This is a genomic window from Streptococcus timonensis, from assembly GCF_047463455.1.
GTDB classification, from domain to species: domain Bacteria; phylum Bacillota; class Bacilli; order Lactobacillales; family Streptococcaceae; genus Streptococcus; species Streptococcus timonensis_B.
The window spans coordinates 131,173-157,478 of the sequence record NZ_JASHDV010000004.1; the positions used below are offsets into that span (position 1 = coordinate 131,173).

Consider the following 26,306-nt stretch of genomic DNA (forward strand, 5'->3'; position numbering starts at 1 on the left):
TGTATCTATCATACCATTCTATGAAAATTTGTCAATTAAATTTATAAGAGAATAAATAAAAAACTATCCCTCTTATTTTAAAGAAGAAATAGTTTTATAATTCATATTTTATCCATTAGTGAAAGTAATTTAGACCCATTGCAGCTTTTACTTCTGATAGTGTTTGCCCAGCAACTTCTCGAGCTTTTTCACTACCTTTTTGGAGCATACTATAAACCTCACCCATATCTTTAGCATATTCTAGGCGACGTTCACGGATTGGACCAAGTTCACGTTCTAGGATTTCAAGTAGGTAACGTTTAGTCTTAACATCACCAAGGCCTCCACGTTGATAATGTTCCTTCATTTCAGCAATTTCTTGAGCATCCTCAGGTCGACCGAATACGTCCAAGTAATGGAAAACCATATTTCCTTCAATCTTACCTGGATCCTCAACACGAATATGGTCTGGATCTGTATACATACTCATTACTTTTTTACGCAAAGTATCTGCATCATCAGCTAGATAAATTCCATTATTAAGTGATTTCGACATTTTGGCATTACCATCAAGACCTGGTAAACGTCCCGCACCTTCGTGCTCAGGGTAAATTCCTTCTGGTTCTACTAAAACATCACAGTTATAGGCATGGTTGAAAGAACGCACAATTTCACGTGTTTGTTCAATCATCGGCTTTTGATCATTCCCTACTGGAACCAAGTTAGCCTTAAATGCTGTAATATCTGCTGCTTGCGCAACTGGATAAACTAAAAATCCAGTTGGAATACTTTCTCCAAAGCCTTTCTGAGCAATTTCAGTCTTGACGGTTGGGTTTCGTTCCAAACGAGCTAAAGACACCAAATTCATATAATACATAGAAAGTTCTGCTAATTCTGGTATCTGACTCTGAATAAAAATTGTTGATTTCTTAGGATCTAATCCCACTGCAAGATAGTCCAAGGCCACATTCCCAATAGACTCTACAATTGTTTGTGGATCCTTTGCATGGTCAGTTAAAGCTTGCTGATCAGCTAAAAATACAAACATGTCATATTTATTTTCTTCTTGTAGTAAGACACGGTTCTTTAAGCTCCCAACGTAGTGCCCAATATGTAATCTCCCAGTTGGTCGATCTCCTGTTAAAATAATGGGTTTATTCATCTTATTCTCCTTTGATATGGTCCTTTCAATTATAGCATTTTTTTAATAAAAAGACAGATAAATTTTAAAATCAAACAACTAGGTTTGTGTCAATGAATCTGTAAACTTAATTGACATAAAATTGACAAACAAAAATTTGAATATTTCTCCCTTTTCTAGTAGAATAAATATATTACATATTATAGGAGAAAAACATTGCTTACAGTATCGGATGTCTCACTACGTTTTAGTGACCGCAAACTTTTTGATGATGTCAACATCAAATTTACAGAGGGAAATACATATGGTTTGATCGGTGCTAACGGTGCGGGAAAATCAACATTTTTAAAAATCTTAGCTGGTGATATCGAACCAACAACAGGTCATATCTCTCTTGGACCAAACGAACGTCTCTCAGTTCTTCGTCAGAACCACTTCGACTACGAAGATGAGCGTGCGATTGATGTTGTTATCATGGGAAATGAAAAACTATACAACATTATGAAAGAAAAAGATGCTATCTACATGAAGGAAGATTTTTCCGATGAAGATGGAGTACGCGCAGCTGAACTTGAGGGAGAATTTGCTGAACTAGGGGGTTGGGAAGCAGAAAGTGAAGCTTCACAACTCCTACAAAACCTTAACATCCCAGAAGAACTTCATTACCAAAATATGAGCGAACTTACTAATGGTGACAAGGTGAAGGTTCTCCTTGCTAAAGCCCTATTTGGTAAACCAGACGTCCTTCTTTTGGACGAGCCAACCAACGGTCTTGATATTCAATCTATTACCTGGCTAGAAGATTTCCTAATTGATTTTGATAACACAGTTATTGTCGTATCCCATGACCGTCACTTCTTAAATAAAGTATGTACCCACATGGCTGACCTTGACTTTGGTAAAATTAAACTCTATGTCGGAAACTACGACTTCTGGAAGGAATCTTCTGAGCTTGCTGCTAAATTGCTAGCAGACAGAAATGCTAAAGCAGAAGAGAAAATTAAACAACTCCAAGAATTCGTTGCTCGGTTCTCTGCTAACGCATCTAAATCTAAACAGGCTACTTCACGTAAAAAGATGCTTGACAAGATTGTCTTAGAAGAAATTATTCCGTCAAGTCGTAAATATCCATTTATCAACTTTAAAGCAGAACGTGAAATTGGTAATGATCTCTTGACAGTAGAGAACTTATCTGTAAAGATTGACGGTGAAACTATTCTTGACAACATCAGCTTTATCTTGCGTCCAGGTGATAAAACAGCTCTTATCGGACAAAACGACATCCAAACCACTGCTTTGATCCGCGCCATTATGGGTGAAATTGACTATGAAGGGACTGTCAAGTGGGGAGTTACAACTAGTCGCTCTTACTTGCCAAAAGACAATTCAGCTGATTTTGCTGGCAGTGAATCTATCCTTGACTGGTTACGTCAATTTGCAAGTAAAGAAGAAGATGACAATACCTTCCTACGTGGTTTCCTAGGCCGTATGCTCTTCTCTGGAGACGAAGTTAACAAACCTGTAAACGTCTTGTCAGGGGGAGAAAAAGTGCGCGTGATGCTCTCAAAACTCATGCTTTTAAAATCAAACGTTCTTGTACTTGACGATCCTACAAATCACTTAGACTTGGAATCAATCTCAAGCTTGAACGATGGATTGAAAAACTTTAAAGAGTCCATCATCTTTGCCAGTCACGACCATGAGTTTATTCAAACTTTGGCTAACCACATTATTGTCTTATCTAAAAACGGCGTCATCGATCGTATTGATGAAACCTATGATGAATTCTTAGAAAATGCTGAAGTTCAAGCAAAAGTCAAAGAACTTTGGAAAGATTAGGTAGAATTTAAAAAAACTCAGTTGGGCTCCCAACTGAGTTTTTTTATTTCTTATGAATTTTTAGTTGATAGTTCTGTCAATCTGATTCTATTCAACATATTCATTGTTTCACGTGAAACATTCTATTATTAGATTTATAAATTCTTGACAAGATTCATGCACATAAAAAATCGACCAAATTGGTCGATTTTTTTAATCTTCATCCATTTTTTTAGGTTGATAAGCTAGCATGCCTAATCCTATGAATAAAACCAAAGTTACGAGAAGGAAAATTATCTGATGATGAATATTTCCTGTCATAGAAATGGTTTGTCTCAATCCTGAAACTGAATAACTCATTGGTAACCAAGGATTAACAGCTTTAAAGAAATCATTTGTCAAAGCAAGTGGATAGGTTCCTGCACTCGAAGCTAATTGTAATAATAGCAATATTAGAGAGAAGAAAGCACCCAAACGACTATTCCATGTTGTTAATGCAGTTACCATAGACATAAATGTTAAGCTTGCGATAATAATTAAGAACAAGGTTCTCATTTCATGATTTGCTGTTAGACCAATAAGATGAACGCCACCATAGACTAAGACAGCGGCTAAAACAGCTATAACTCCATTTATCTCAAAGCGAGATTTGAACCAAGCCCAGCGACTTTCAGGATGACGACCTGAAGGTAACTTAGCAAAAATCATATTTGTTGATAATGCTGCAACAAAAAGTGCAACTGATATCATGTAAGGAGCCATTGCAATCCCATTTACAGGAACCTGATCATTATCTGTCTTTGAAAGACTTAAGGGTTCCGCTAATGTTTCTGCATTTTTTGACTCTGTTGATGCTGATTTGAGTTGATCACTAGCATTAGCTAGTCCTTGTCCTAAAGAAGCAACTCCTGCCTGTAAATCTTCCAATCCAGAAGTTAACTTTGTTCCACCTTCTGCAAGTTTCTCAGATCCATCTGCCAATTTATTAGCTCCATTCTCTAATTGAGAAGCACCTGAAAGTAACTGACTGGATTTGTCTGCTAATTGACCAGATCCTGATTGTAATTTATCAACTCCTGCCATTAATTCTTGACTCTTTTGATTCAATTGGTTAGAGCCAGTTGATAATTTTTCAATACCAGATACTAATTCTGGAGTTTTTTCAACTAATTGACCAACTCCTGCTGTCAAGCTAGAAGATTTTTGTGTCAAGGTAGTTGAGCCTGAAACTAGTTGATCCAAACTACCTGTCAAGGTGGAATTTTTTTCACTTAGTTGACTTGCGCCCTGAGAAACTTTATCAACACCTGCAGTATATGCATTTACACCTGATGCAATAGACTGACTAGCAGGAACTAATTTACTCGTCACTGCTCCCTGCATTTCTGTTAATCCACTTGACAATCCTGTCAAAGAACTAGAAGCAAGCGGTAATACTTGATTGGCTTGATTTTTTAATGTCGAAAGATTTGAAGATTGATTTTGTAAGTTTTCTAAACTTCCCTGTAAACCTTGTACTAAAGCTATAATTGACTGAGCCGATTGAATACTATCAGTCGAATTTTGAGATACAGAAGCGCTTATCTCAGCTTGTTGCTCACTTGTCAATGATTGATAAGCTGCTGTCGATTGAATATTGGCTAATGTAGTTGCTTTTTCAGACTGAGCACTTGCTAGCATTTGATTAGAAAGAGAAACCATACTTGATAAAACAGAAGATAATTGTTCTGTATCTCCAACATCAATATTTTGAATGGCTTGATTTAACTGATTTAGACCAGAAGATAATTGATTAATTTGATCTTTTTGCTCAGACGAAGTATCTAACTTGCTAGAAAGTTGTTGAATCCCTTCACTTAATTGCTCCACACCCATTCGAAGTGTAGCTGATTGACTAGATAACTGATTTGCACCTGTTGCAAGATTTTCCACTCCATTTGTATAGGCACTAACACCAGATGAAAATTGATTAAGACCAGTATTGAGCTGAGAAACACCGCCAGTATAGGCCTCTACACCAGTATATAATTGATTGATTCCTCCTACTAATTCAGGACTTTTAGAAGCTAATTGACCTAATCCGCTATCTAATTTACTTACTGCACCAGTATATGTAACTAAACCACTATTAAAAGTCCCTAAGCTAAGATGAAGTTGTTCAACACCAGAAACATAAGAGGATAATCCTTTAGTAAACTGCTCCGTTCCATTTGAAAATGTTAAACTTGAATCTGCTAAAGAGTGTAGGTTAGTAGTCAATGTCTGACTTCCTACAGCTAACTGACTGGCCCCGTTAGCCAATTGTTCACTTCCATCGGCTGCCTTCGTTAAACCGGATTTTAAATCACCCATCTTTTGAAATAAAGCTTTCGTATAGGATTCGGTTACATTAGCAGAAACATTCTGTTTCAACTGTGTCATGGCAGAATCACTCATCTTACTTGCAATGAAGCTATGTCCACTAGAAGTTTGATAGTCAATATTCATTTGTTCTGGGTGATCTGTTAAAATAGAAGCAGCCTTTTCAGACAAATCACTTGGCAAAGTCACTACCATATAGTAATCGCCATTCTCTAGTCCTTTTTTTCCTTCTTCCTCATTTACAAAATGAAAATCCAAGGATTTATTGTTTTCTAAATTAGACACCATGTCTTTTCCAATGCTCATTGTATTTCCATTGTAAGACGCTTCTTTATCATTATTAACGACCGCTACAGGCAACTCAGATAATTGGCCATATGGATCCCACATAGATGATAAAAATATGATGTTGTATAAGGCAGGAATAAGAGAAATCCCTATCATTACAATGATAAAGGTTGGTTTTTTAAAAATTGCTTTCCATTCTTTAAACATATTGTCTCCTTTTTTAAACATATTGTCTAAAATTTTGATATAATAGATTATACATTAAAAAATCTGATTTACAAGTCAAAATCATCATTTTTAGACACTACGTCTATTTTTGTTCAAAAGGAGGAACTATGAAAGAGAGCAACAAACGCTTAAAAACCAAACGTACTATCGAGAACGCCATGGTTCAATTATTAATGGAACAACCATTTGATCAAATTAGCACCATTAAACTGGCAGAAAAAGCCGGAATTAGTCGTTCTAGTTTTTATACTCATTACAAAGATAAGTATGACATGATTGAACACTACCAAAGTAAGCTATTTCATACTTTTGAGTACATTTTTCAAAAACACGCAAATCATAAAAGAGATGCTATTCTAGAAGTGTTTGAATACTTAGAGTCTGAACCTTTACTAGCTGCTCTTCTATCTGAAAATGGTACAAAAGAGATACAAAACTTCCTGAGAAATAAACTTCACATTATGCTTAGCACTGACCTCCAAAAACGCTTTATGCAATTAAATTTAAACAATATTGAGTTAGAGTATAGCAGTATTTATCTAACAAACGCACTATTTGGTGTATGCCAAACCTGGATTGCTCATGGAAAAAAAGAAAGTCCTCAAGAAATGACAAACTTTCTTATGAAAATGTTGGGAGATGCAAATTAGAGACAAAAAAAGAACACCAATGGTGTTCTTTTTGTTTAACTCCGCCAGTAGGACTCGAACCTACGACATCATGATTAACAGTCATGCGCTACTACCAACTGAGCTATGGCGGATAAAATAGTCCGTACGGGATTCGAACCCGTGTTCCCGCCGTGAAAAGGCGGTGTCTTAACCCCTTGACCAACGGACCATTTATCTTTAACAGATATAACCATTATATCAATAAATGAAAAATTGTCAATTATTTTTTAGTCTTTTCAGTTAAAATCTGTTTGAGTTTTTTCGTTTTTAAACGTGAAATAGGACAACGATGTTCTTCGTAAAAAACAACTTCCATAGTCTTACGATCTATATCTTTAATATTTCCAACATTCACTAAAAATGATTTATGAGCTAAATAGAAACGTTGAGATTCCTTATCTTTTTCTTGAATATCTGTTATTGTTCCATAAAACTCTTTTGAAAAATTCTTACCAATAATCCTTAATTTATGGGAAGTCCCGGTTGTTTCGATATATAAAATATCATGGTAAGGAAGACAAATGTCATTTCCTTTAAAACTATATTCAAAATAATCAACTACGGATTGATTCTCTAATAGTGTACTTTTAGTATACACAATACACTCCGCAACTCGTTCTTTAAATAAACGATCATTGATGTCCTTATCAATAAAATCTAAAGCAGATACTTTGTATTTGTAAGTTAGTGTTGCAAATTCAGAGCGACTCGTTATAAAAACGATAATCGCATAAGGGTTACGATGACGAATAAACTGGGCTACTTCAAATCCTTTTTTCTCAATTCCATTAATATCGATATCTAAAAAATACAGCTGATTCACTTCTTCGTTTTCAACATATTCCATAAATTCTCTAACTTTTCCTGTTGTTTTATATGATATAGGAATATTCATTTCTTTGGAAATCTCATTCAAAGTTTTTTCCAATCTTACCTGATGTTCTATAATGTCTTCTAAAATTAATACTTTCATATTATATTCCTCTTAAATCTAATAATTTGTTTAAATCGTTCATCATCAATTTCTGTTTCTAAAATAACATCGTCATATTTTTCTAGTATTTCCTTAACATTATTAAGACCTATTCCTCTATTTATACCTTTTGTAGAATATCCAATGTTAAATATTTCTTCCGGCTTGATTGATCTATTTTTGCGAGAATTTTGGATAACAATCAATATTTCAGAGTCTAATTTAATGACAGCTACTTCCATTTGTTTTCTATAGCTTTCTAGTGCACCTTCAACAGCATTATTAAGTAAAATACTCATGACACGAACTAAATCTAATAATTCCATTGCTAGTGGTGAAATGATATCTTTTACCTCCAGAGTATACTCTATATCATGAACTCTTGCATTGGCAATAGACTGAGCAATTACACTTCTAAGAGCAGAATCTTCAAGATTATTTAGATCAAAATAAGTATACTTATCTGATCTAAGTTTATGGTTGGCTTTAACAAATACTTCGTTGTAAATCCTGTCAATTTCTTGTAAATCTTTACTGTCAATTGCAGTTTGCATACTAACCATCATTCCTGCATAGTCATGTCTAAACCCTCGAATCTCATTGTAAAGTGAAACAATTTCATCAGTATAATTCTGTAAATATTCCTGTTCAAATTTTTTCTGATTTAGAGCAATTTCCCTCTCAACTTGAACCTTATTGGCATTCATTGCAAAGAAAATTAGTAATAAACAAATAAAGACAATTGTTGCTAGAATACTACTAAAACTATTAAAATGTTCATGAATATTCACCATATCTGAAATGAATAGTAGAATATGTAAAGCAAAGAAAGCAAAGATGACCTTTTTAAAAAATGAATAGAGGTAATCTTTATCAAAATAATTGAGCTCCAAGTGGAAATAAATAATAATTTTTTTTACTACAAAATAAGTCAGTAATAAAACTACTACAAAAAAGAAATCTTCATATTTGGTTACGAAAGAAACACCTGTTATAGAGGATATGATTACTGCTATAAAAGTATGAGTGCTTTGATATAGTAAAGACAGTAGTAGGCCGATAAAAATAGCCTTGTACTTATGATATTTCTTGAATCCTATTAGATAAACAAATATCATACAAGTAAATGAAATTTTTTCCATTCCTAATCCATGAAAGGAAAAGAAATAGAATAGAATTTCAACTATAGACTGTGCTATAAATACTCCAAAAACAAACAGATATTTTTCTTTTTTTGTTGCCTTACAAATGAGTTCATAGCTATTTGACAGAATAAGAATATGAAGAATAACTATAAGTATTTTCAATAAATCCATTATATCTCCCTATAATGTTTTCTATTTTTACTTGTAAATGAACTTACAAATCTATTATACAAAATGAATTCTATTTTAGAACCATTCATTCTCAACTGCACTTTTTTGTGCCTGAAATGTATTTTTTACAAAAAAAGCTGGGAAAACCCAGCTTAAAATTGTATGTATTGATCCCAGCAGGATTCGAACCTGCGACCGTTCGCTTAGAAGGCGAATGCTCTATCCAGCTGAGCTATGAGACCTCACTAGTCTATATTATCAGAAAAATCTAGGTTAGTCAATCCTATTTATGATAGGGAGAGCCTTGCTGGATAGTAAAGGCACGGTAAATTTGTTCAACCAAGACTAATCTCATTAATTGATGGGGAAGAGTCAAACGGCCAAAGCTAATAGATAGATTAGCACGCTTTTTTACTTGAGGAGAGAGACCTAAACTCCCACCAATGACAAAGGTTAAAGTAGAAAAACCATTGATAGGTGCTTGTTCCAATTGTTTACTAAACTCTTCTGAAGAGAGAGTTTTCCCTTCTATAGCTAGTACAATAACAAAATCTCGCTCACCAATTTTAGAAAGAATTCTAGTTCCTTCTAACTCTAAAATCTTCTGATTTTCAGAATCACTTGCACGATCTGGTGTTTTTTCATCAGCAAGTTCAATCATTTCTAAATTCGCAAATCGCGAAAGTCTTTTTGAATATTCAGCAATCCCGTCTTTAAGGTATTTTTCTTTCAGTTTTCCTACTGTTACAATTTTAATTTTCATTCTTATATTCTACCACATTCAAATCATATTTCACATCTTATACACAAGTAAAAGAACTAAAATCTTCAAGAAATTCACATATTTCCCACAGTTATCCACAGATTGTTGAAAATATAATTTTTTTTAAGTTTGAATTAAGTTAACAATTTTATACTTTAAACAATGATTAAAATATGGAGGAATATATGAAAACAATACAAAATGTTTCAAAAAAAATCGGACAACTTTTACTAATTATTCTCATTAGCTTTTTTAGTGGTGTATTGGGTAGTTTGACTATTCTTCAGCTAAACCAAAAACAGGAAACTAATACACAGAATAGTACAACAATCACTCAAACTTCAGTTAAAAATGAGAATTCAACTACTAAGGCAGTAGATAAAGTTAAAGATGCTGTGGTATCGATTATCACCTACTCAGCAAACTCTCAAAATAGTCTGTTTGGATATGGTGAATCTGATACAGACACAAATACTGAACAAGTTTCCAGTCAAGGATCTGGTGTTATCTATAAAAAAGATGGAGAATACGCCTATATCGTTACTAATACTCACGTTATTAATGGAGCTAACAAAGTTGATATTCGTTTGGCTGACGGAACAAAAGTACCAGGAGAAATTGTAGGAACTGATACTTATTCTGATATAGCCGTTGTTAAAATTTCTTCAGAAAAGGTTTCTGCAGTAGCTGAATTCGGAGACTCAAGTCAATTAACTGTTGGAGAGACAGCTATCGCAATCGGTAGTCCTTTAGGTTCAGAGTATGCAAATACTGTTACTCAAGGAATTGTATCTAGTTTGAATAGAACTGTTTCTTTAAAATCTGAAGATGGTCAAGCTATTTCTACTAAAGCTATACAAACTGATACAGCTATCAACCCTGGTAACTCAGGTGGTCCTTTAATCAATATTCAAGGACAAGTTATTGGAATTACATCAAGTAAAATTGCTACCAATGGTGGAACTTCTGTAGAAGGTCTAGGATTTGCTATCCCTTCAAATGATGCTATCAAAATCATAGAACAGTTGGAGAAAAACGGAAAAGTAACTCGACCAGCTCTTGGAATCCAAATGGTCAACTTATCAAATCTAAGCACAACTGACCTTCAAAAATTAAAACTCCCTGATAATATTACTTCTGGAGTAGCTGTTCGTTCTGTTCAACCTAATATGCCAGCAAACGGACACTTAGAAAAATATGATGTCATCACTAAAGTCGACGGTAATCCTATTGCATCTGCTACAGAATTGCAAAATGCGCTTTACAGTCACTCTGTTGGAGATGAAATAACGATAACTTACTATCGTAATGGTAAAGAAGAGACAACAACAATCAAATTAGATAAGAGTACAAATGATTTAAATTATTAGTTTACATGAATGTAAAGCTACTTTACAGAATATCGAAGTTGTGATACTGTAGAAATATGGAAGAATTAAAAGTAATTCATATAAAAGATATTCAAAAAAATCCCTATCAACCCCGTAAAGATTTTCCTGAAGAAAAAATAAAGGAACTTGCTCAATCTATTAAAGAAAACGGCTTGATTCAACCCATTATTGTTCGTCAATCTCCAGTCATCGGTTATGAAATTTTGGCTGGAGAAAGACGTTATCGTGCATCCATTCTGGCTGGACTCTCAGAAGTCCCAGTAATTGTCAAAAATTTATCTGATCAAGATATGATGCTTCATTCAATCATTGAAAATTTGCAACGAGAGGATTTAAATCCTGTTGAGGAAGCCAAATCCTACCAGTCTTTGATTGATAAAGGGTTCACTCATGCAGAAATTGCTGAAAAAATGGGGAAATCTCGACCTTATATTACAAATCTTGTTCGATTACTAAGCTTACCAGATGATATTTTAACTGAAGTTGAAAATGGTAGATTATCACAGGCACATGCTAGGCTCCTAATTCAACTATCCAATCAAGAACAGAAGAAATTACTTGGTAGAATTCAATCAGAAGATTTATCAGTAAGACAAGTAGAACGATTACTTCAGGAAAAAAAGAAAAAAACACTTAAAGAAAAAGATCACTTCATAAAAGAAGAAGAAGAGTCTTTGAAAAAAATACTAGGGTTAGATGTCGACATTAAACTTCAAAAAAAAGATGCTGGAAAAATAACTATTTCCTTCCATAATCAAGAAGAGTATCAACGTTTTATTAACAGCCTGAAATAAGGCTGTTATTTTATTTTTCTTAACTAACATAGTTATCCACTGGATTAGTATGGAAAAAGTCGATTAAATCAAAAATAAGATATTTTATCCACAACTTGTGGATAAATCTTTTAAACATTGTGGATTGTTTTTCACAAGTTGTGGAAAAAATACTTGCTATATGATAAAATAGTGTTTAAGATTATACCTTTTAGGAGAGGAGGAGTTGGTAGTTGAAAGAGAAACAGTTTTGGAATCAGATTTTAGAATTGGCTAAAGAAAGATTGACACGATCAATGTTTGATTTCTATGCAACACCTGCTGAATTAATAAAGGTCGAGGGAAATGTAGCGACAATATTTTTACCAAGATCTGAAATGGAAATGGTTTGGAGCACAAAACTCAATGATATTATTGTAGCTGTAGGTTTCCAAGTTTATGATACTGAAATAAAAGCTCAGTATGTATTGACTAAAGAAGATTCTAATATCTTCGATATATCAAACAATGTTGAAAACAATAATCATCAACAGGGACAAACTGAAAAGTCTATTCCTTATTCAGAAACAGGATTAAGAGACATCTATACTTTTGATAATTTCATCCAAGGTGATGGAAATATTTGGGCCAAGTCTGCAGCTTTAGCCGTCTCGGAAGATCCTGGACTAACTTATAATCCTCTGTTTATTTATGGTGGTCCTGGTCTAGGAAAAACTCACTTACTCAATGCTTTGGGGAATGAAATTCTCAAAAAAAATCCTAATGCGCGTGTAAAATACATTCCTGCAGAAAGCTTTATTAATGAATTTTTAGATCATCTAAGACTCAATGATATGGAGAATTTTAAGAAAACCTATCGAAGTATAGATCTCCTTCTTATTGATGATATTCAATCTCTTAGTGGAAATAAAGTGCAAACTCAGGAAGAGTTTTTCAACACATTTAACAACCTTCATAGTAACAATAAACAGATTGTTTTAACGAGTGACCGTAGACCAGAACAACTAGAAAATCTACCTGAGCGACTTGTCACGCGCTTCTCATGGGGATTAACAACAGATATTACTCCACCTGATTTCGAAACTCGTATCGCTATTTTAAATAGTAAAACAGAGGATTTAGAATATCATTTTCAACCTGACACAATCGAATATTTGGCTGGCCAGTTTGATTCAAACGTACGTGAATTAGAAGGTGCCCTAAAAGATATTAGTCTCATGGCTAAAGTTAAACAAATCAACACTATAACTGTGGATATTGCATCTGAGGCTATACGTGCTAGAAAACAAAATGTTAGCACCATGGTTGTTATTCCGATTGAAAAAATCCAAGAAGAAGTCGGAAGCTTTTATGATGTCAGCGTTAAGGAAATGAAGGGAACTAGACGTGTTCAGAATATTGTTCTAGCTCGTCAAGTTGCTATGTATCTAGCTAGAGAACTGACTGATAATAGCCTTCCAAAAATCGGGAAAGAATTTGGTGGTAAAGATCATACAACCGTCATTCATGCTCATGCAAAAATCAAATCTATGATTGAAACTGATGATAAATTACGTATAGAAATCGAAACTATCAAAAAGAAAATCAAATAGCGTGTGGATAAGTGTATAAATTTTTACTAATTTATACACATATTTTAAACAAGTACAACTTCTTGATTTTTCTAAACTAAACTACGTTTTCCACAGATTTCACACAATCTACTATTACTATTAACCTTCTAATAATAAAAATAAATAAAGGAGATTTCATGATTCATTTTTCTATTAATAAAAATTTATTCTTGCAATCATTAAATATCACTAAACGTGCAATTAGTTCTAAAAATGCTATTCCTGTTTTATCAACAATCAAAATCGATGTTACAAGCGAAGGAATTACATTAATTGGATCAAATGGTCAAATTTCAATTGAAAACTTCATTTCTCAAAAAGATGAAAATGCTGGTCTTTTAATAAACTCTTTAGGCTCTATCCTTCTAGAAGCTTCATTCTTTATCAATGTTGTTTCTAGTCTTCCAGATGTGACTCTTGATTTTAAAGAAATTGAACAACATCAGATTGTATTAACAAGTGGAAAATCAGAAATTACTCTGAAAGGAAAAGACAGCGAACAGTATCCACGTATTCAGGAAATTGCAGCAAGTAATCCTCTAGTTCTTGAAACAAAACTTCTTAAGAAAATTATCAATGAAACTGCTTTTGCTGCTAGTGTACAAGAAAGCCGTCCAATCTTAACTGGTGTACACTTTGTCCTAAGTAATCATCAAGAATTGAAAACAGTTGCGACAGACTCACATCGTCTCAGCCAGAAAAAATTAACTCTTGAAAAAAATAGTGATAATTTTGATGTTGTTATCCCAAGTCGCTCTCTACGCGAATTTTCAGCTGTTTTTACGGACGATATCGAAACAGTAGAGATTTTCTTCGCAAACAACCAAATTCTCTTTAGAAGCGAAAATATTAGCTTCTATACACGTCTCTTAGAAGGTAATTATCCTGATACAGATCGTCTGATTCCAACAGATTTTAATACGACAGTAACTTTTGATGTTGTGAATCTACGTCAATCTATGGAACGTGCACGTCTTTTATCAAGTGCTACTCAAAATGGAACTGTAAAATTAGAAATCAAACAAGGAGTAGTTACAGCTCATGTAAATTCTCCAGAAGTTGGTAAAGTAAACGAAGAAATAGATACAATTGCTGTATCTGGTGAAGATTTAACTATTAGCTTTAACCCAACTTACTTGATTGAAGCACTAAAAGCTTTGAATAGTGAAAAGGTAACAATCAGCTTCATTTCAGCAGTTCGTCCTTTTACCTTGGTACCAGCTGATACAGATGAAGATTTCATGCAGCTGATTACACCAGTTCGTACAAATTAATGGAAAGAGGTTGAGCCTAGCTCACCTCTTTTATGATATAATCAGAAATATGAAAAGGAGAGTAGTATGTATCAAGTTGGAAATTTTGTTGAAATGAAAAAACCACATGCTTGTACAATCAAGTCAACTGGTAAAAAAGCAAATCGTTGGGAAATAACACGTTTAGGGGCAGATATTAAGATTAAATGCAGTAACTGTGACCATGTAGTCATGATGAGTCGTTATGATTTTGAAAGAAAAATGAGTAAAATCATCGATTAGTAACACTTAATTGGAGGGTTAGCAAGTTTTCCCTTTTTGTGTTATAATATTGAAGATTGAAATGTGAACGGAGAATGAGAAACTATGGCTTTAACAGCAGGTATCGTTGGCTTACCAAATGTTGGTAAATCAACTCTATTTAATGCAATTACCAAAGCAGGAGCAGAGGCTGCAAACTATCCATTTGCAACCATCGACCCAAACGTCGGGATGGTAGAAGTTCCAGATGAACGCCTACAAAAATTAACTGAAATGATTACTCCTAAGAAGACAGTTCCAACAACCTTTGAATTTACAGATATTGCAGGGATTGTAAAAGGTGCGTCAAAAGGAGAGGGGCTTGGGAATAAATTCTTGGCCAATATCCGTGAAGTTGATGCTATTGTCCATGTGGTTCGTGCCTTTGATGATGAGAATGTCATGCGTGAGCAAGGACGTGAAGATGCTTTTGTAGATCCATTAGCAGATATTGATACCATTAACCTAGAATTGATTCTTGCTGACCTAGAATCTGTTAATAAACGCTATGCGCGTGTGGAAAAGATGGCACGTACGCAAAAAGATAAGGAATCAGTTGCAGAATTTAACGTTCTTCAAAAAATTAAACCAGTCCTTGAAGATGGGAAATCAGCTCGTACTATTGAATTTACAGATGAAGAGCAAAAGGTTGTCAAAGGTCTTTTTCTCTTGACAACTAAACCAGTTCTTTATGTAGCTAACGTTGATGAGGATGTTGTTGGAGACCCAGACTCTATCGATTATGTGAAGCAGATTCGTGAATTTGCAGCAACAGAGAATGCTGAAGTGGTTGTGATTTCTGCGCGTGCTGAAGAAGAAATTTCTGAGTTAGACGATGAAGATAAGCAAGAGTTTCTTGAAGCACTTGGCTTGACAGAATCAGGTGTTGATAAGTTGACTCGTGCAGCTTACCATTTACTTGGACTTGGGACTTATTTCACAGCTGGTGAAAAAGAGGTTCGTGCTTGGACCTTTAAACGTGGCATGAAAGCTCCTCAAGCAGCAGGTATTATCCACTCTGACTTCGAAAAAGGCTTTATTCGTGCAGTGACTATGTCTTATGATGATTTGATTAAATACGGATCTGAAAAGGCTGTAAAAGAAGCTGGACGCTTGCGTGAAGAAGGAAAAGAATATGTCGTTCAAGATGGCGACATTATGGAATTCCGCTTTAACGTTTAATTAACATTTTAAATAGTGTCAATTAGGTTGGAAAAAAATTCCAACCCTTTTGGCTTTTGAAAGGGAAAATACATGACTAAATTAATTGTAGGATTAGGAAATCCAGGAGATAAATATTTTGAGACAAAGCATAATGTTGGTTTTATGTTGATTGACCAACTAGCTAAAAAACAGAATATCACCTTTACACATGATAAAATTTTTCAAGCTGATTTAGCTTCATTTTTCTACAATGGTGAAAAAATTTATCTTGTGAAACCAACTACTTTTATGAATGAAAGTGGAAAAGCAGTTCATGCATTATTAACCTACTATGGTTTAGATATTGAAGATTTACTAATCATATACGATGATCTTGACATGGAAGTAGGAAAGATTCGACTTCGTGCTAAAGGATCAGCTGGCGGTCATAATGGTATCAAGTCGATTATCCAACATATTGGTACCCAGGTTTTCAATCGTGTAAAGATTGGTATCGGTAGACCTAAAAAAGGAATATCCGTTGTTCAACACGTTTTGAGTAAATTTGACAAGGATGACTATATCAGTATTTTACAGTCTATTGACAAGGTTGACGATGCTGTAAATTACTATTTACAAGAGAAAAACTTTGAAAAAACAATGCAGAAATACAATGGGTAAGGAAATGACATTAATAGATTTCTTTATTGAAAATAAGCAGATACAATCCTGGTATGAGCACTTAGAGCTTAAAAAAAGACAATTATTACTCGGTCTTTCTGGTTCAGCAAAGTCTTTAGTTATTGCAAGTAGTGTAAAAAGCCAGAACAAGATTTTAGTGATGACGTCTACTTATGGAGAGGCTGAACGTCTGGTCAATGATTTAATGTCTACCCTGGGTTCAGATATGGTCTATCCATTCTTGGTGGATGATTCACCTATGGTAGAATTTTTAGTATCGTCCCAAGAGAAGATTTTTTCTCGAGTTGAAGCCTTGCGTTTTTTAAGAGATAAATCTCAAAGAGGTATTTTAGTTTGCAACATGGCAGCTAGTCGCATATTCTTGCCTGATCCTAAGATTTTCGATGATAGTGTTTTAAAACTGCAAGTCGGACAAGAGTGTGAACAAAGAGAATTAAAAAATAAGTTAACTGCACTTGGCTATAAGAAAGTTACACAAGTTCAGAGTCAAGGTGAATTTAGTCTTCGAGGGGATATTTTAGATGTCTTTGAAACCTCACAAATGTCTCCTTGCCGAATTGAATTTTTCGGTGATGAAATAGATGGGATTAGAGAATTTGATGCAGAGACACAATTATCAAAGGAAAGTCTCCCTGAAATTTCTATATATCCCGCTAGTGATATTTTACTAACTGCTGAAGATTATCATCGTGGTCATGAATTTTTAGAAAAAGAGATTGACAAGACACTGTCACCAACTGTAAAGTCTTACCTAGAAGAAGTTTTTAGTTGCACGAAAGAGCAAGTTCTTCATGCTGATATTCGAAAGTTTTTATCTGTTTTGTATAAAAAACAGTGGACTTTGATTGACTACTTGAACCAAACGCCTATTATCTTTGATGATTACCAAAAAATCATGAATCAATATGATGTTTTTGATAAGGAAACAGCTAGCTACTTTACAGATGATTTACACAAGGGTAAATCTGTATCAAGTTTACAATATTTTGCTGATATGGAAAGTAAAATAAAAAAATATTTACCAGCTAGTTTCTTTTCTAATTTTCAAAAAGGTCTTGGAAATCTAAAATTTGATTATCTTTATCAATTTAATCAATATCCAATGCAGGAGTTCTTCAATCAGTTTTCCTTTCTAAAAGAAGAAATTGAACGATATAAAAAATTAAAGTACACGATTGTTCTTCAGTCAAGCAGCAAGACTGAACTAAAAAGACTAACATCAATTTTAGATGAATATAGCATTAAAGTTGACAATAACAATGAAAATAAACTATGTAAAGGAGTTGTCAATCTTGTTGAAGGAAATCTTTGTCATGGATTTCATTTTGTAGATGAGAATCTTGTATTCATCACTGAATATGAGATTTTTAAAAAGAAGATTAAACGTAAATATAGAAAACAAAATATCAGTAATGCTGAGCGATTAAAGGATTATAATGAGCTCCAAAAAGGAGACTACGTCGTTCATCAAATTCATGGTATTGGGCAGTATTTAGGAATCGAAACGATTGAAATCAAAGGAATTCATCGAGATTATGTGAGTATCCAATATCAAAATGGAGATCGAATTTCTATCCCTGTTGAGCAGATACAGACTCTTTCTAAGTATGTTTCTAGTGATGGCAAGGCTCCAAAGTTAAACAAATTAAACGATGGACGTTTTAAAAAAGCTAAACAAAAAGTCAAAACTCAAGTTGAAGATATTGCAGATGATTTAATTAAGTTATATGCAGAGAGAAGTCAACTTGAAGGTTTTGCATTTTCAAAAGATGATGAAGATCAAGTTGCTTTTGATGCGGCTTTCCCTTATGTTGAAACCGAGGATCAACTTCGAAGCATAGATGAAATTAAAAAGGATATGCAAGCTTCTCAACCAATGGATCGACTTTTAGTTGGAGATGTTGGATTTGGTAAAACAGAAGTTGCAATGCGAGCTACATTTAAAGCTGTCAATGATCATAAGCAGGTTGTTGTGTTAGTACCTACTACAGTTTTGGCGCAGCAACATTACAGTAATTTCAAGGAAAGATTTGAACAGTTTGCTGTAAATGTAGATGTTTTAAGTCGTTTCAGAAGTAAAAAAGAGCAGGCTGAAACACTTGAAAAATTGAAAAAAGGTCAAGTAGACATCTTGATAGGAACTCATCGAGTTTTATCTAGAGATGTGCAATTTTCAGATTTAGGATTAATCATCATCGATGAAGAACAACGTTTTGGTGTCAAACATAAGGAAGCGTTGAAGGAATTAAAAAAGAAAGTTGATGTCTTAACCTTGACAGCTACACCAATTCCTCGAACTCTTCATATGTCTATGCTAGGCATCCGAGATTTATCAGTTATTGAAACCCCTCCAACTAATCGATATCCTGTACAAACCTATGTTCTTGAACAAAATGATCGTGTCATTCGAGATGCTGTTTTGAGAGAAATCGATCGTGGTGGTCAAGTTTACTATCTTTACAACAAAGTTGACACGATTGAAAAGAAGGTTTCAGAGTTACAAGAACTGATTCCTGAAGCTTCTATTGGTTTTGTTCATGGTCAAATGAGTGAAATTCGTTTGGAGAACACACTACTTGATTTCATTGAAGGTGAATATGATATTTTAGTAACCACGACAATCATTGAAACAGGAGTGGATATTCCAAATGCCAATACCTTGTTTATCGAAAATGCGGATCACATGGGTCTGTCTACCTTGTATCAATTAAGAGGTCGGGTTGGTCGTAGTAATCGTATTGCTTATGCCTATCTCATGTATCGACCAGATAAATCATTGACAGAAGTTTCTGAGAAGAGATTGGAGGCAATTAAAGGTTTCACTGAATTGGGTTCTGGTTTCAAAATTGCCATGCGTGATTTGTCCATCCGTGGAGCGGGTAATCTTTTGGGAAGTTCGCAGTCCGGTTTTATTGATTCAGTCGGTTTTGAACTGTATTCTCAGTTACTGGAAGAAGCAATTGCTAAGAAAAATGGAACTGACAAGAAACGTGAAAAAGGAAATGCTGAGTTAATTCTACAAATTGATGCTTATCTTCCAGATGAGTATATTTCGGACGAGAGACATAAAATTGAGATTTACAAGAGAATTCGGCAGATTGACAATCGTGTCAACTATGAAGAATTGCAAGATGAGTTGATAGACCGATTCGGAGAATATCCGGATGTAGTTGCTTATCTTTTGGAAATTGGATTAGCTAAAGCTTATCTTGATAAAGTATTTGTCAATCGTGTTGAAAGAAGAAATAATAAGCTTGTCATTCAATTTGAAAAAATATCGAAACAACTATTCTTAACTCAAGATTATTTCCAAGCTCTTTCTCAGACAAATTTGAAGGCTAATATTTCAGAAAATCAAGGGTTAATCGAAGTTGTGTTTGATATTCGAAATAAAAAAGATTATGAGATTTTAGAAGGACTCTTAACTTTTGGAGAATCATTAGCGAAGATAAAAGATTCAAAAGAGTTACATTAGGAATTACCTTTTTTCTTCTATAAAAGGGATAAAAATGGTACAATAATAATTTGAGGTATTATAAGATGAGATTAGATAAATATTTAAAAGTATCACGAATTATTAAACGCCGTACAGTCGCTAAGGAAGTAGCAGATAAGGGGCGAATTAAGGTAAATGGAATCCTTGCTAAGAGTTCAACAGATTTAAAAGTGAACGATCAGGTTGAAATTCGCTTTGGAAATAAATTGTTGCTTGTAAAAGTGCTCGAAATGAAAGATAGCACTAAAAAAGAAGATGCAGCAGGAATGTTTGAGATTATCAGTGAAACAAGGGTAGAAGCCGATGTATAAAAAAATAGTCCAAATGAATAACTCTTTTATTCAAAATGAACATCAACGTCGTAGATATTTGATGGAAGAACGACAAAGACGCAATCGTTTTATGGGTTGGGTTTTGATTTTAATCATGTTGTTGTTTATTTTACCAACTTACAATTTAGCGCAGAGTTATCAACAACTACTGTCACGTCGTCAACAACTAGCTGAGTTGAAAAAACAATACCAAGAATTGAGTGACGAAAAGGATAAAGAAGCTAGTTTTGCTACTAAGTTGAAAGATGAGTCGTACGCAGCTAAATATTCTCGTGCAAAATATTATTATTCGAAATCGTGGGAGGAAGTCTATACTATTCCGGACTTACTTCCTAGGTAATATGAGATGGAAAATATATTAGATATAGTTGAGCAATTTTTAAATTTATCAGATGAAAAATTAGAAGAATTAGCCCAGAAGAATCATCTGTTGCGATTGCAGGAAGAAGAGGAAACAAAGAATGCGTAAATTTTTAGTGATATTACTACTTCCAATTTTTTTAAAAAGTGTCCAAGTAGTTAGCACTGAGAATCCAGTTATCATTCCAAAACAAGAAATCTATTCATTAACTCATGGTTCATATGATTTTTATTATCAAGATGCCATTGAATCTCCAAAATTTTATGGTGAAATCCCCACTTATTCTACAGAAGATTTGATTAAAGAATCAGGAAAAGTTAATTCAGAAACTAAATTAACTGTATTAGAGTGGCGATTAAATAGTCAAGGAATTGCAGTGTTTAAATTATCTAATAACCAATTTGTCGCTGCAGATAAAAGATTCGTGTATGATGAATCAACTGTAAATAGTACCATTAAACAGGTATGGTTAAAACCTGGGTTTATGATCTATAACAGTCCTTATGATCAAACAGAAAAAACACATACTTTATCACCTTATCAAAAGATTGAAGGGGATATGTTAGTGTTTGCTGAAGGTAGAGAGTTTTTACGTCTTAAACAAGGTGGTTGGATTTCGCTGGAAGATATTTCTGAAGAGGATAACCGTATTGAAAAAGTACAGGAATTATTATCTTCAAATTATCAAAATAAACAGTTTTCAATTTATGTTAAACAGTTAAGCACAGGTAAAGAAGCTGGTATTAATGAAAACCAAAGAATGTACGCTGCTAGTATCATGAAATTGCCTTATCTCTATTATGTTCAGGAAAAGATAAATCAAGGAGATATTCAACTAGACACAGCTCTTAAGTATATTCCAGAAGTGAATGAATATCCTGGTTCCTATAAACCTGAAGGAAGTGGAAGTATTCCAAAAAAAGCAGACAACAAAGAGTACAGTGTTAAAGATTTAATCGAAAAAACAGCAAAAGAGTCAGATAATGTAGCACATAATATCCTTGGTTATTATATTACAAACAAATCTGATGAAACATTTAAACAGCAGATGACAGCTCTTACTGGCGAAAACTGGGATGTTACAGATAAATTGGCTTCTGCAAAAATGGCTGGCCAAGTCATGGAGTCTATTTATAACCAAAATGGTTTTGTACTTGAATCACTTTCAAAAACTTCGTATGACAACCAGAGAATTGCTAAAAATATTTCTGTTAGTGTGGCTCACAAAATTGGAGATGCAGATGAATTCAAACATGATACTGGAGTTGTTTATACAGAATCACCATTTATCATTTCTATCTTTACCAAAAATTCAGATTACGATACAATTTCTAAAATTGCTAAGGATGTCTATGAGGTCTTAAAATGACAGACCGGGATTTTTTGAATCATTTTCTTAAAAAAGGTTATTTCAAAAATCATTCAAAAGTAGTTGTAGCTTTATCTGGTGGACTTGATTCGATGTTTCTATTTCACCTTTTGTCTACTTATAAAGATGAACTTAATATTGAACTTGTTGTGGCCCATGTGAACCACAAACAAAGACCAGAATCTGATGAAGAAGAAGACGCATTAAGAAAACTAGCTAGACAAAATGGAACTCCATTTTATGTAGATTATTTCACTGGGCGTTTTACAGAGGCAAGTGCTCGCCAATTTCGCTATGACTTTTTTAGAGAAGTAATGAGAGAAACATCTGCAACTGCACTTGTAACAGCTCATCATGCAGATGATCAGGTCGAGACGATTTTTATGCGACTGATTAGAGGTGTTAGATTACACCATTTATCAGCTATAAAAGAAAAACAAAAGTTTGATAGATGTGAATTAATTCGTCCCTTACTAAGCTTCTATAAAAGTGATTTTCCTGAAATAAATCATTTTGAAGATGTTTCAAATCAAGAAAATCATTATTTTCGAAATCGTGTTCGTAATCTCTATTTACCGCAATTGGAGAAAGAAAATCCTGAAGTTCGAAAAGCTATACTAGAATTTGGAAAAGAAATTTCTGATTATCAAACAGCCATTAATGAATTATCTCAGGCTGTTGATGTAGAAAACTTAACTCAGTTTTTAGCTTTTTCAGAAGAGACACAACGAGTTTTATTGCAACAGTATCTGGGTCGCTTTGCTAATTTAAATGTAACTAGAGAACAATTCCAAGAAATTCATCATATTCTAAAGACTAAAAGTCAATACCACCATAGCTTGAAAAATGGCTATGAATTAGTTAAAGAATACAATTACTTTCAAATTCGTAAAATCAGACCAAAGTCGGATGAAATAAGTAGTAAATGTGTGTTAGACTATCTAAATCAAGTCTCTTATGAAGGTTATCTCTTTTCATTTGGCATTCCATTAGAAGGAGATAATGTTCAAAAAATCAATGTTTCCCGTGAAACATCTATCGTTTTACGACATAGAGAAGTAGGGGACTATCTGATAAAAAATGGACATCGAAAGAAACTGAGACGACTCTTTATAGATTTGAAAATTTCTTTAGAAAAAAGGGAAAATGTGATTGTCATTGAGCAATTTGGACAAATTTGTTCAGTTTTAGGAATTGAAATCAGTGATTTGAGTAAAAAAACTAAAAATGATATAATGAACACTGTACTTTATATAGAAAAAATAGATAGGTAAAATCATGTTAGAACAAGATATCAAGAAGATTATGATTTCTCAAGATGAAATCACAGAAGCGGCAAAAAAATTAGGCGCTCAATTAACAAAAGATTATGAAGGGAAAAATCCGATTCTGGTTGGTATTTTAAAAGGATCTATTCCTTTTATGGCAGAATTGGTGAAATATATTGATACACATCTTGAGATGGACTTTATGATGGTTTCTAGCTATCATGGTGGAACTGTGAGTAGCGGGGTAATCAATATTAAACAAGATGTAACTCAAGAAATTAAAGGTAGACATATTGTTTTTGTAGAAGACATTATTGATACTGGTCAGACTTTAAAAAGTTTGAGAGATATGTTTACTGCGAGAGAAGCGGCTTCTGTTAAAATTGTTACTATGCTAGATAAACCAGAAGGTCGTACTGTAGAGATTGAAGCAGATTACACTTGTTTTACAATTCCAAATGAATTTGTTGTAGGTTATGGTTTAGACTATAATGAAAATTACCGTAATCTTCCTTATGTAGGTGTATTAAAAGAGGAAGTTTACTCAAAATAGAAGGGTAAGTTGTTGAATGCAAAAACAAAATAATGGTTTCATAAAAAATCCATTTCTTTATTTGTTGATAATCTTTTTGCTTGTAACAGGATTCCAGTACTTTTTTGCTGGGAGAGTTGCAGGTAGAAGTCAAGAAATTAAGTACTCAGAATTAGTGCAGGAAATTACTAATGATAACGTTAAGGAAATGACCTATCAACCAAGTGGTAGTGTTATTGAAGTATCTGGTGTATATAAAACTGCTAAAACAGAAAAAAAAGAAACTGGTATACGTTTCTTCACACCTCCTTCTGCTAAAGTAGAAAAATTTACAAGTATTCTTCTTCCGTCAGATACTACTGTAGCTGATTTACAAAAACTTGCAAGTGAACATCAGACGCAAATTGAAGTAAAACATGAGAGTTCAAGTGGTATGTGGATTAACATACTAGTCTCAGTTGTGCCATTTGCAATCCTATTTTTCTTCTTATTTTCTATGATGGGAAATGTAGGAGGGAATAATGGAAGAAACCCAATGAGCTTTGGACGAAATAAAGCTAGAGCAGCAAATAAAGAAGATATCAAAGTTCGCTTTTCAGATGTTGCTGGTGCTGAAGAAGAAAAACAAGAACTTGTTGAAGTTGTTGAATTTTTAAAAGATCCAAAACGCTTTACAAAACTGGGAGCCCGTATCCCAGCTGGTGTTCTCTTAGAGGGTCCTCCAGGAACTGGTAAAACATTACTTGCTAAAGCAGTTGCAGGAGAAGCTGGCGTACCATTCTTTAGTATTTCAGGATCTGACTTCGTAGAAATGTTCGTCGGTGTCGGTGCAAGCCGTGTACGTTCTCTCTTTGAGGATGCTAAAAAAGCAGCCCCTGCAATTATCTTTATTGATGAAATTGATGCTGTCGGTCGACAACGTGGTGTTGGTCTTGGTGGGGGTAATGATGAACGTGAACAAACCTTGAACCAATTGCTGATTGAGATGGATGGTTTTGAAGGAAATGAAGGAATTATTGTTATTGCGGCAACAAACCGTTCTGACGTATTAGATCCAGCGCTTCTTCGTCCAGGTCGTTTTGATAGAAAAGTATTGGTTGGTCGTCCAGACGTTAAGGGACGTGAAGCGATTCTAAAAGTTCATGCTAGAAATAAACCATTAGCTGAAGATGTCGACTTAAAATTAGTTGCTCAACAAACACCAGGATTTGTTGGTGCTGATTTAGAAAATGTATTGAACGAAGCGGCATTAGTTGCTGCTCGTCGTAATAAATCAGTGATTGATGCTTCTGACATTGATGAAGCAGAAGATCGTGTTATTGCTGGACCTTCTAAGAAAGATAAAACTGTTTCTCAAAAAGAACGTGAAATGGTTGCTTATCACGAAGCCGGACACACTATCGTGGGGTTAGTATTATCAAATGCGCGTGTAGTTCATAAGGTAACAATTGTTCCTCGTGGTCGTGCAGGTGGTTACATGATTGCTCTTCCAAAAGAGGATCAAATGTTGCTATCTAAAGAAGACATGAAAGAACAATTAGCTGGTTTAATGGGTGGACGTGTAGCAGAGGAAATCATCTTCAATGTCCAAACAACAGGCGCATCCAACGATTTTGAACAAGCTACACAGATGGCGCGTGCTATGGTTACTGAGTATGGTATGAGTGAAAAACTTGGTCCAGTTCAGTACGAAGGTAATCATGCTATGTTTGGTGCTCAATCCCCACAAAAAACAATTTCAGAGCGTACAGCTTACGAAATTGATGAAGAAGTTCGTTCATTGTTGAATGAAGCCCGTAATAAAGCTGCTGAGATTATTCAATCAAACCGTGAAACGCACAAATTAATCGCAGAAGCCTTATTGAAATATGAAACATTAGATAGTACACAAATCAAATCTCTTTACGAAACAGGTAAAATGCCTGAATCAGTAGAAGAAGAGTCACGTGCATTATCATATGATGAAGTAAAATCAAAAATGGCTGAAGAACAATAAAAATTTTTCTATATAAAAAGAGAGGAAATCGTTAATCCTCTCTTTTTTAAATATATTGTATTAAGAGAAATATAAAAATTAAAAAAATAAACCTAAGTTCTTGACAAGGCAAAAAAAGTAGGTATAATAGAAAGAGTCAAAAAGCTCGGGTCCGTTGGTCAAGGGGTTAAGACACCGCCTTTTCACGGCGGTAACACGGGTTCGAATCCCGTACGGACTATGAGTGTGTTGCAGTAGAA

General features: G+C 34.1%; 22 protein-coding genes and 4 tRNA genes. 18 read left to right on the forward strand and 8 right to left on the reverse strand.

The genetic code is table 11. The features are described from left to right. Positions 1 to 115 precede the first annotated feature (115 nt). Positions 116 to 1,141 carry a tryptophan--tRNA ligase gene (gene trpS / locus QM847_RS07515; RefSeq protein ID WP_269797892.1) on the reverse strand — a complete coding sequence of 342 codons (1,026 nt, stop codon included), beginning with the start codon at positions 1,139 to 1,141 and terminating at the stop codon, positions 116 to 118. A 195-nt stretch (positions 1,142 to 1,336) separates the two neighbouring features. Between trpS and QM847_RS07520 the strand changes: the two genes are divergently transcribed. Next, positions 1,337 to 2,959, forward strand: a complete 1,623-nt coding sequence (locus QM847_RS07520) for an ATP-binding cassette domain-containing protein (protein WP_414354809.1) — start codon at positions 1,337 to 1,339, stop codon at positions 2,957 to 2,959. Between the two features lie 192 nt (positions 2,960 to 3,151). Here QM847_RS07520 and QM847_RS07525 read toward each other — a convergent pair whose 3' ends face one another. Further along, positions 3,152 to 5,794, reverse strand: a complete 2,643-nt coding sequence (locus tag QM847_RS07525; protein ID WP_269797894.1) for a YhgE/Pip domain-containing protein — start codon at positions 5,792 to 5,794, stop codon at positions 3,152 to 3,154. Positions 5,795 to 5,922: 128 nt separating this feature from the next. Between QM847_RS07525 and QM847_RS07530 the strand changes: the two genes are divergently transcribed. Continuing rightward, positions 5,923 to 6,465 carry a TetR/AcrR family transcriptional regulator gene (locus QM847_RS07530; RefSeq protein ID WP_269797895.1) on the forward strand — a complete coding sequence of 181 codons (543 nt, stop codon included), beginning with the start codon at positions 5,923 to 5,925 and terminating at the stop codon, positions 6,463 to 6,465. A gap of 39 nt (positions 6,466 to 6,504) precedes the next feature. Here the strand turns inward: QM847_RS07530 and QM847_RS07535 are convergent. From QM847_RS07535 to rlmH, 6 genes are all read right to left on the reverse strand, one after another. Beyond that, positions 6,505 to 6,578: transfer RNA gene (locus tag QM847_RS07535), tRNA-Asn, on the reverse strand. Between the two features lie 5 nt (positions 6,579 to 6,583). Next, a tRNA-Glu gene (locus QM847_RS07540) sits at positions 6,584 to 6,655 on the reverse strand. A 51-nt stretch (positions 6,656 to 6,706) separates the two neighbouring features. After that, positions 6,707 to 7,459 (reverse strand): competence system response regulator transcription factor ComE, encoded by a 753-nt coding sequence (comE, locus tag QM847_RS07545; RefSeq protein WP_075565225.1) that lies wholly within the window; start codon positions 7,457 to 7,459, stop codon positions 6,707 to 6,709. Beyond that, entirely contained in the window at positions 7,456 to 8,775 is a 1,320-nt protein-coding gene (locus tag QM847_RS07550; protein ID WP_269797896.1) for a GHKL domain-containing protein, read from the reverse strand. Before QM847_RS07550 ends, comE begins: the two co-directional genes overlap by 4 nt. A 168-nt stretch (positions 8,776 to 8,943) precedes the next feature. Further along, positions 8,944 to 9,017 (reverse strand) — tRNA-Arg (locus QM847_RS07555). 41 nt (positions 9,018 to 9,058) lie between these two features. Beyond that, the gene (rlmH, locus tag QM847_RS07560; RefSeq protein WP_269797897.1) at positions 9,059 to 9,538 is read right to left on the reverse strand and encodes a 23S rRNA (pseudouridine(1915)-N(3))-methyltransferase RlmH; all 480 of its coding nucleotides are present in this window, start codon (positions 9,536 to 9,538) and stop codon (positions 9,059 to 9,061) included. A 185-nt stretch (positions 9,539 to 9,723) separates the two neighbouring features. Here rlmH and QM847_RS07565 point away from each other — a divergent pair, with 185 nt between their 5' ends. The 16 genes from QM847_RS07565 (at position 9,724) to QM847_RS07640 (ending at position 26,287) form a co-directional block, all read left to right on the forward strand. Then, positions 9,724 to 10,908 carry a S1C family serine protease gene (locus tag QM847_RS07565; protein WP_269797898.1) on the forward strand — a complete coding sequence of 395 codons (1,185 nt, stop codon included), beginning with the start codon at positions 9,724 to 9,726 and terminating at the stop codon, positions 10,906 to 10,908. 56 nt (positions 10,909 to 10,964) lie between these two features. Continuing rightward, on the forward strand, positions 10,965 to 11,723 hold the full coding sequence (locus QM847_RS07570; RefSeq protein WP_414354812.1) for a ParB/RepB/Spo0J family partition protein: 759 nt from the start codon (positions 10,965 to 10,967) through the stop codon (positions 11,721 to 11,723). 212 nt (positions 11,724 to 11,935) lie between these two features. Further along, positions 11,936 to 13,294, forward strand: a complete 1,359-nt coding sequence (gene dnaA / locus QM847_RS07575) for a chromosomal replication initiator protein DnaA (protein WP_414354814.1) — start codon at positions 11,936 to 11,938, stop codon at positions 13,292 to 13,294. A gap of 158 nt (positions 13,295 to 13,452) precedes the next feature. Then, positions 13,453 to 14,589 carry a DNA polymerase III subunit beta gene (dnaN, locus tag QM847_RS07580; protein ID WP_414354816.1) on the forward strand — a complete coding sequence of 379 codons (1,137 nt, stop codon included), beginning with the start codon at positions 13,453 to 13,455 and terminating at the stop codon, positions 14,587 to 14,589. Positions 14,590 to 14,655: 66 nt separating this feature from the next. Then, on the forward strand, positions 14,656 to 14,850 hold the full coding sequence (locus QM847_RS07585; RefSeq protein ID WP_004250933.1) for a DUF951 domain-containing protein: 195 nt from the start codon (positions 14,656 to 14,658) through the stop codon (positions 14,848 to 14,850). Positions 14,851 to 14,934: 84 nt separating this feature from the next. After that, positions 14,935 to 16,050, forward strand: a complete 1,116-nt coding sequence (gene ychF, locus QM847_RS07590) for a redox-regulated ATPase YchF (RefSeq protein WP_414354818.1) — start codon at positions 14,935 to 14,937, stop codon at positions 16,048 to 16,050. Between the two features lie 72 nt (positions 16,051 to 16,122). Next, entirely contained in the window at positions 16,123 to 16,692 is a 570-nt protein-coding gene (pth, locus tag QM847_RS07595; RefSeq protein WP_414354820.1) for an aminoacyl-tRNA hydrolase, read from the forward strand. After that, a complete protein-coding gene (gene mfd / locus QM847_RS07600) occupies positions 16,685 to 20,188 on the forward strand; it encodes a transcription-repair coupling factor (protein ID WP_414354826.1) in 3,504 nt (1,167 codons plus the stop codon). Before pth ends, mfd begins: the two co-directional genes overlap by 8 nt. Before the next feature lie 65 nt (positions 20,189 to 20,253). Beyond that, a complete protein-coding gene (locus tag QM847_RS07605; RefSeq protein ID WP_269797905.1) occupies positions 20,254 to 20,520 on the forward strand; it encodes an RNA-binding S4 domain-containing protein in 267 nt (88 codons plus the stop codon). Further along, positions 20,513 to 20,881, forward strand: coding sequence for a septum formation initiator family protein (locus QM847_RS07610; RefSeq protein WP_269797906.1), 369 nt, complete (start codon positions 20,513 to 20,515; stop codon positions 20,879 to 20,881). The genes QM847_RS07605 and QM847_RS07610 overlap by 8 nt, the downstream gene beginning before the upstream one ends. A gap of 6 nt (positions 20,882 to 20,887) precedes the next feature. Next, a complete protein-coding gene (locus QM847_RS07615; RefSeq protein WP_414354822.1) occupies positions 20,888 to 21,010 on the forward strand; it encodes an SP_0009 family protein in 123 nt (40 codons plus the stop codon). After that, positions 21,003 to 22,271, forward strand: a complete 1,269-nt coding sequence (locus QM847_RS07620; RefSeq protein WP_414354824.1) for a serine hydrolase — start codon at positions 21,003 to 21,005, stop codon at positions 22,269 to 22,271. The genes QM847_RS07615 and QM847_RS07620 overlap by 8 nt, the downstream gene beginning before the upstream one ends. Further along, on the forward strand, positions 22,268 to 23,545 hold the full coding sequence (tilS, locus tag QM847_RS07625; protein WP_269797908.1) for a tRNA lysidine(34) synthetase TilS: 1,278 nt from the start codon (positions 22,268 to 22,270) through the stop codon (positions 23,543 to 23,545). The genes QM847_RS07620 and tilS overlap by 4 nt, the downstream gene beginning before the upstream one ends. Positions 23,546 to 23,549: 4 nt before the next feature. Beyond that, the gene (hpt, locus tag QM847_RS07630) at positions 23,550 to 24,092 is read left to right on the forward strand and encodes a hypoxanthine phosphoribosyltransferase (RefSeq protein ID WP_269797909.1); all 543 of its coding nucleotides are present in this window, start codon (positions 23,550 to 23,552) and stop codon (positions 24,090 to 24,092) included. 16 nt (positions 24,093 to 24,108) lie between these two features. After that, positions 24,109 to 26,067 carry an ATP-dependent zinc metalloprotease FtsH gene (gene ftsH, locus QM847_RS07635; protein ID WP_269797910.1) on the forward strand — a complete coding sequence of 653 codons (1,959 nt, stop codon included), beginning with the start codon at positions 24,109 to 24,111 and terminating at the stop codon, positions 26,065 to 26,067. Positions 26,068 to 26,215: 148 nt separating this feature from the next. Further along, positions 26,216 to 26,287: transfer RNA gene (locus QM847_RS07640), tRNA-Glu, on the forward strand. Positions 26,288 to 26,306 lie beyond the last annotated feature (19 nt).

Bases quoted from the DNA above. Each gene is read 5' to 3' on its own strand.
- QM847_RS07615 (WP_414354822.1), top strand. From the start codon at position 20,888: ATGGAAAATATATTAGATATAGTTGAGCAATTTTTAAATTTATCAGAT.
- QM847_RS07525 (WP_269797894.1), bottom strand. From the start codon at position 5,794: ATGTTTAAAGAATGGAAAGCAATTTTTAAAAAACCAACCTTTATCATT.
- tilS (WP_269797908.1), top strand. From the start codon at position 22,268: ATGACAGACCGGGATTTTTTGAATCATTTTCTTAAAAAAGGTTATTTC.
- rlmH (WP_269797897.1), bottom strand. From the start codon at position 9,538: ATGAAAATTAAAATTGTAACAGTAGGAAAACTGAAAGAAAAATACCTT.
- QM847_RS07530 (WP_269797895.1), top strand. From the start codon at position 5,923: ATGAAAGAGAGCAACAAACGCTTAAAAACCAAACGTACTATCGAGAAC.
- trpS (WP_269797892.1), bottom strand. From the start codon at position 1,141: ATGAATAAACCCATTATTTTAACAGGAGATCGACCAACTGGGAGATTA.
- QM847_RS07570 (WP_414354812.1), top strand. From the start codon at position 10,965: ATGGAAGAATTAAAAGTAATTCATATAAAAGATATTCAAAAAAATCCC.
- ychF (WP_414354818.1), top strand. From the start codon at position 14,935: ATGGCTTTAACAGCAGGTATCGTTGGCTTACCAAATGTTGGTAAATCA.
- QM847_RS07605 (WP_269797905.1), top strand. From the start codon at position 20,254: ATGAGATTAGATAAATATTTAAAAGTATCACGAATTATTAAACGCCGT.
- QM847_RS07585 (WP_004250933.1), top strand. From the start codon at position 14,656: ATGTATCAAGTTGGAAATTTTGTTGAAATGAAAAAACCACATGCTTGT.
- ftsH (WP_269797910.1), top strand. From the start codon at position 24,109: ATGCAAAAACAAAATAATGGTTTCATAAAAAATCCATTTCTTTATTTG.
- hpt (WP_269797909.1), top strand. From the start codon at position 23,550: ATGTTAGAACAAGATATCAAGAAGATTATGATTTCTCAAGATGAAATC.
- dnaN (WP_414354816.1), top strand. From the start codon at position 13,453: ATGATTCATTTTTCTATTAATAAAAATTTATTCTTGCAATCATTAAAT.
- mfd (WP_414354826.1), top strand. From the start codon at position 16,685: ATGGGTAAGGAAATGACATTAATAGATTTCTTTATTGAAAATAAGCAG.
- QM847_RS07620 (WP_414354824.1), top strand. From the start codon at position 21,003: ATGCGTAAATTTTTAGTGATATTACTACTTCCAATTTTTTTAAAAAGT.
- QM847_RS07610 (WP_269797906.1), top strand. From the start codon at position 20,513: ATGTATAAAAAAATAGTCCAAATGAATAACTCTTTTATTCAAAATGAA.
- QM847_RS07565 (WP_269797898.1), top strand. From the start codon at position 9,724: ATGAAAACAATACAAAATGTTTCAAAAAAAATCGGACAACTTTTACTA.
- pth (WP_414354820.1), top strand. From the start codon at position 16,123: ATGACTAAATTAATTGTAGGATTAGGAAATCCAGGAGATAAATATTTT.
- comE (WP_075565225.1), bottom strand. From the start codon at position 7,459: ATGAAAGTATTAATTTTAGAAGACATTATAGAACATCAGGTAAGATTG.
- QM847_RS07550 (WP_269797896.1), bottom strand. From the start codon at position 8,775: ATGGATTTATTGAAAATACTTATAGTTATTCTTCATATTCTTATTCTG.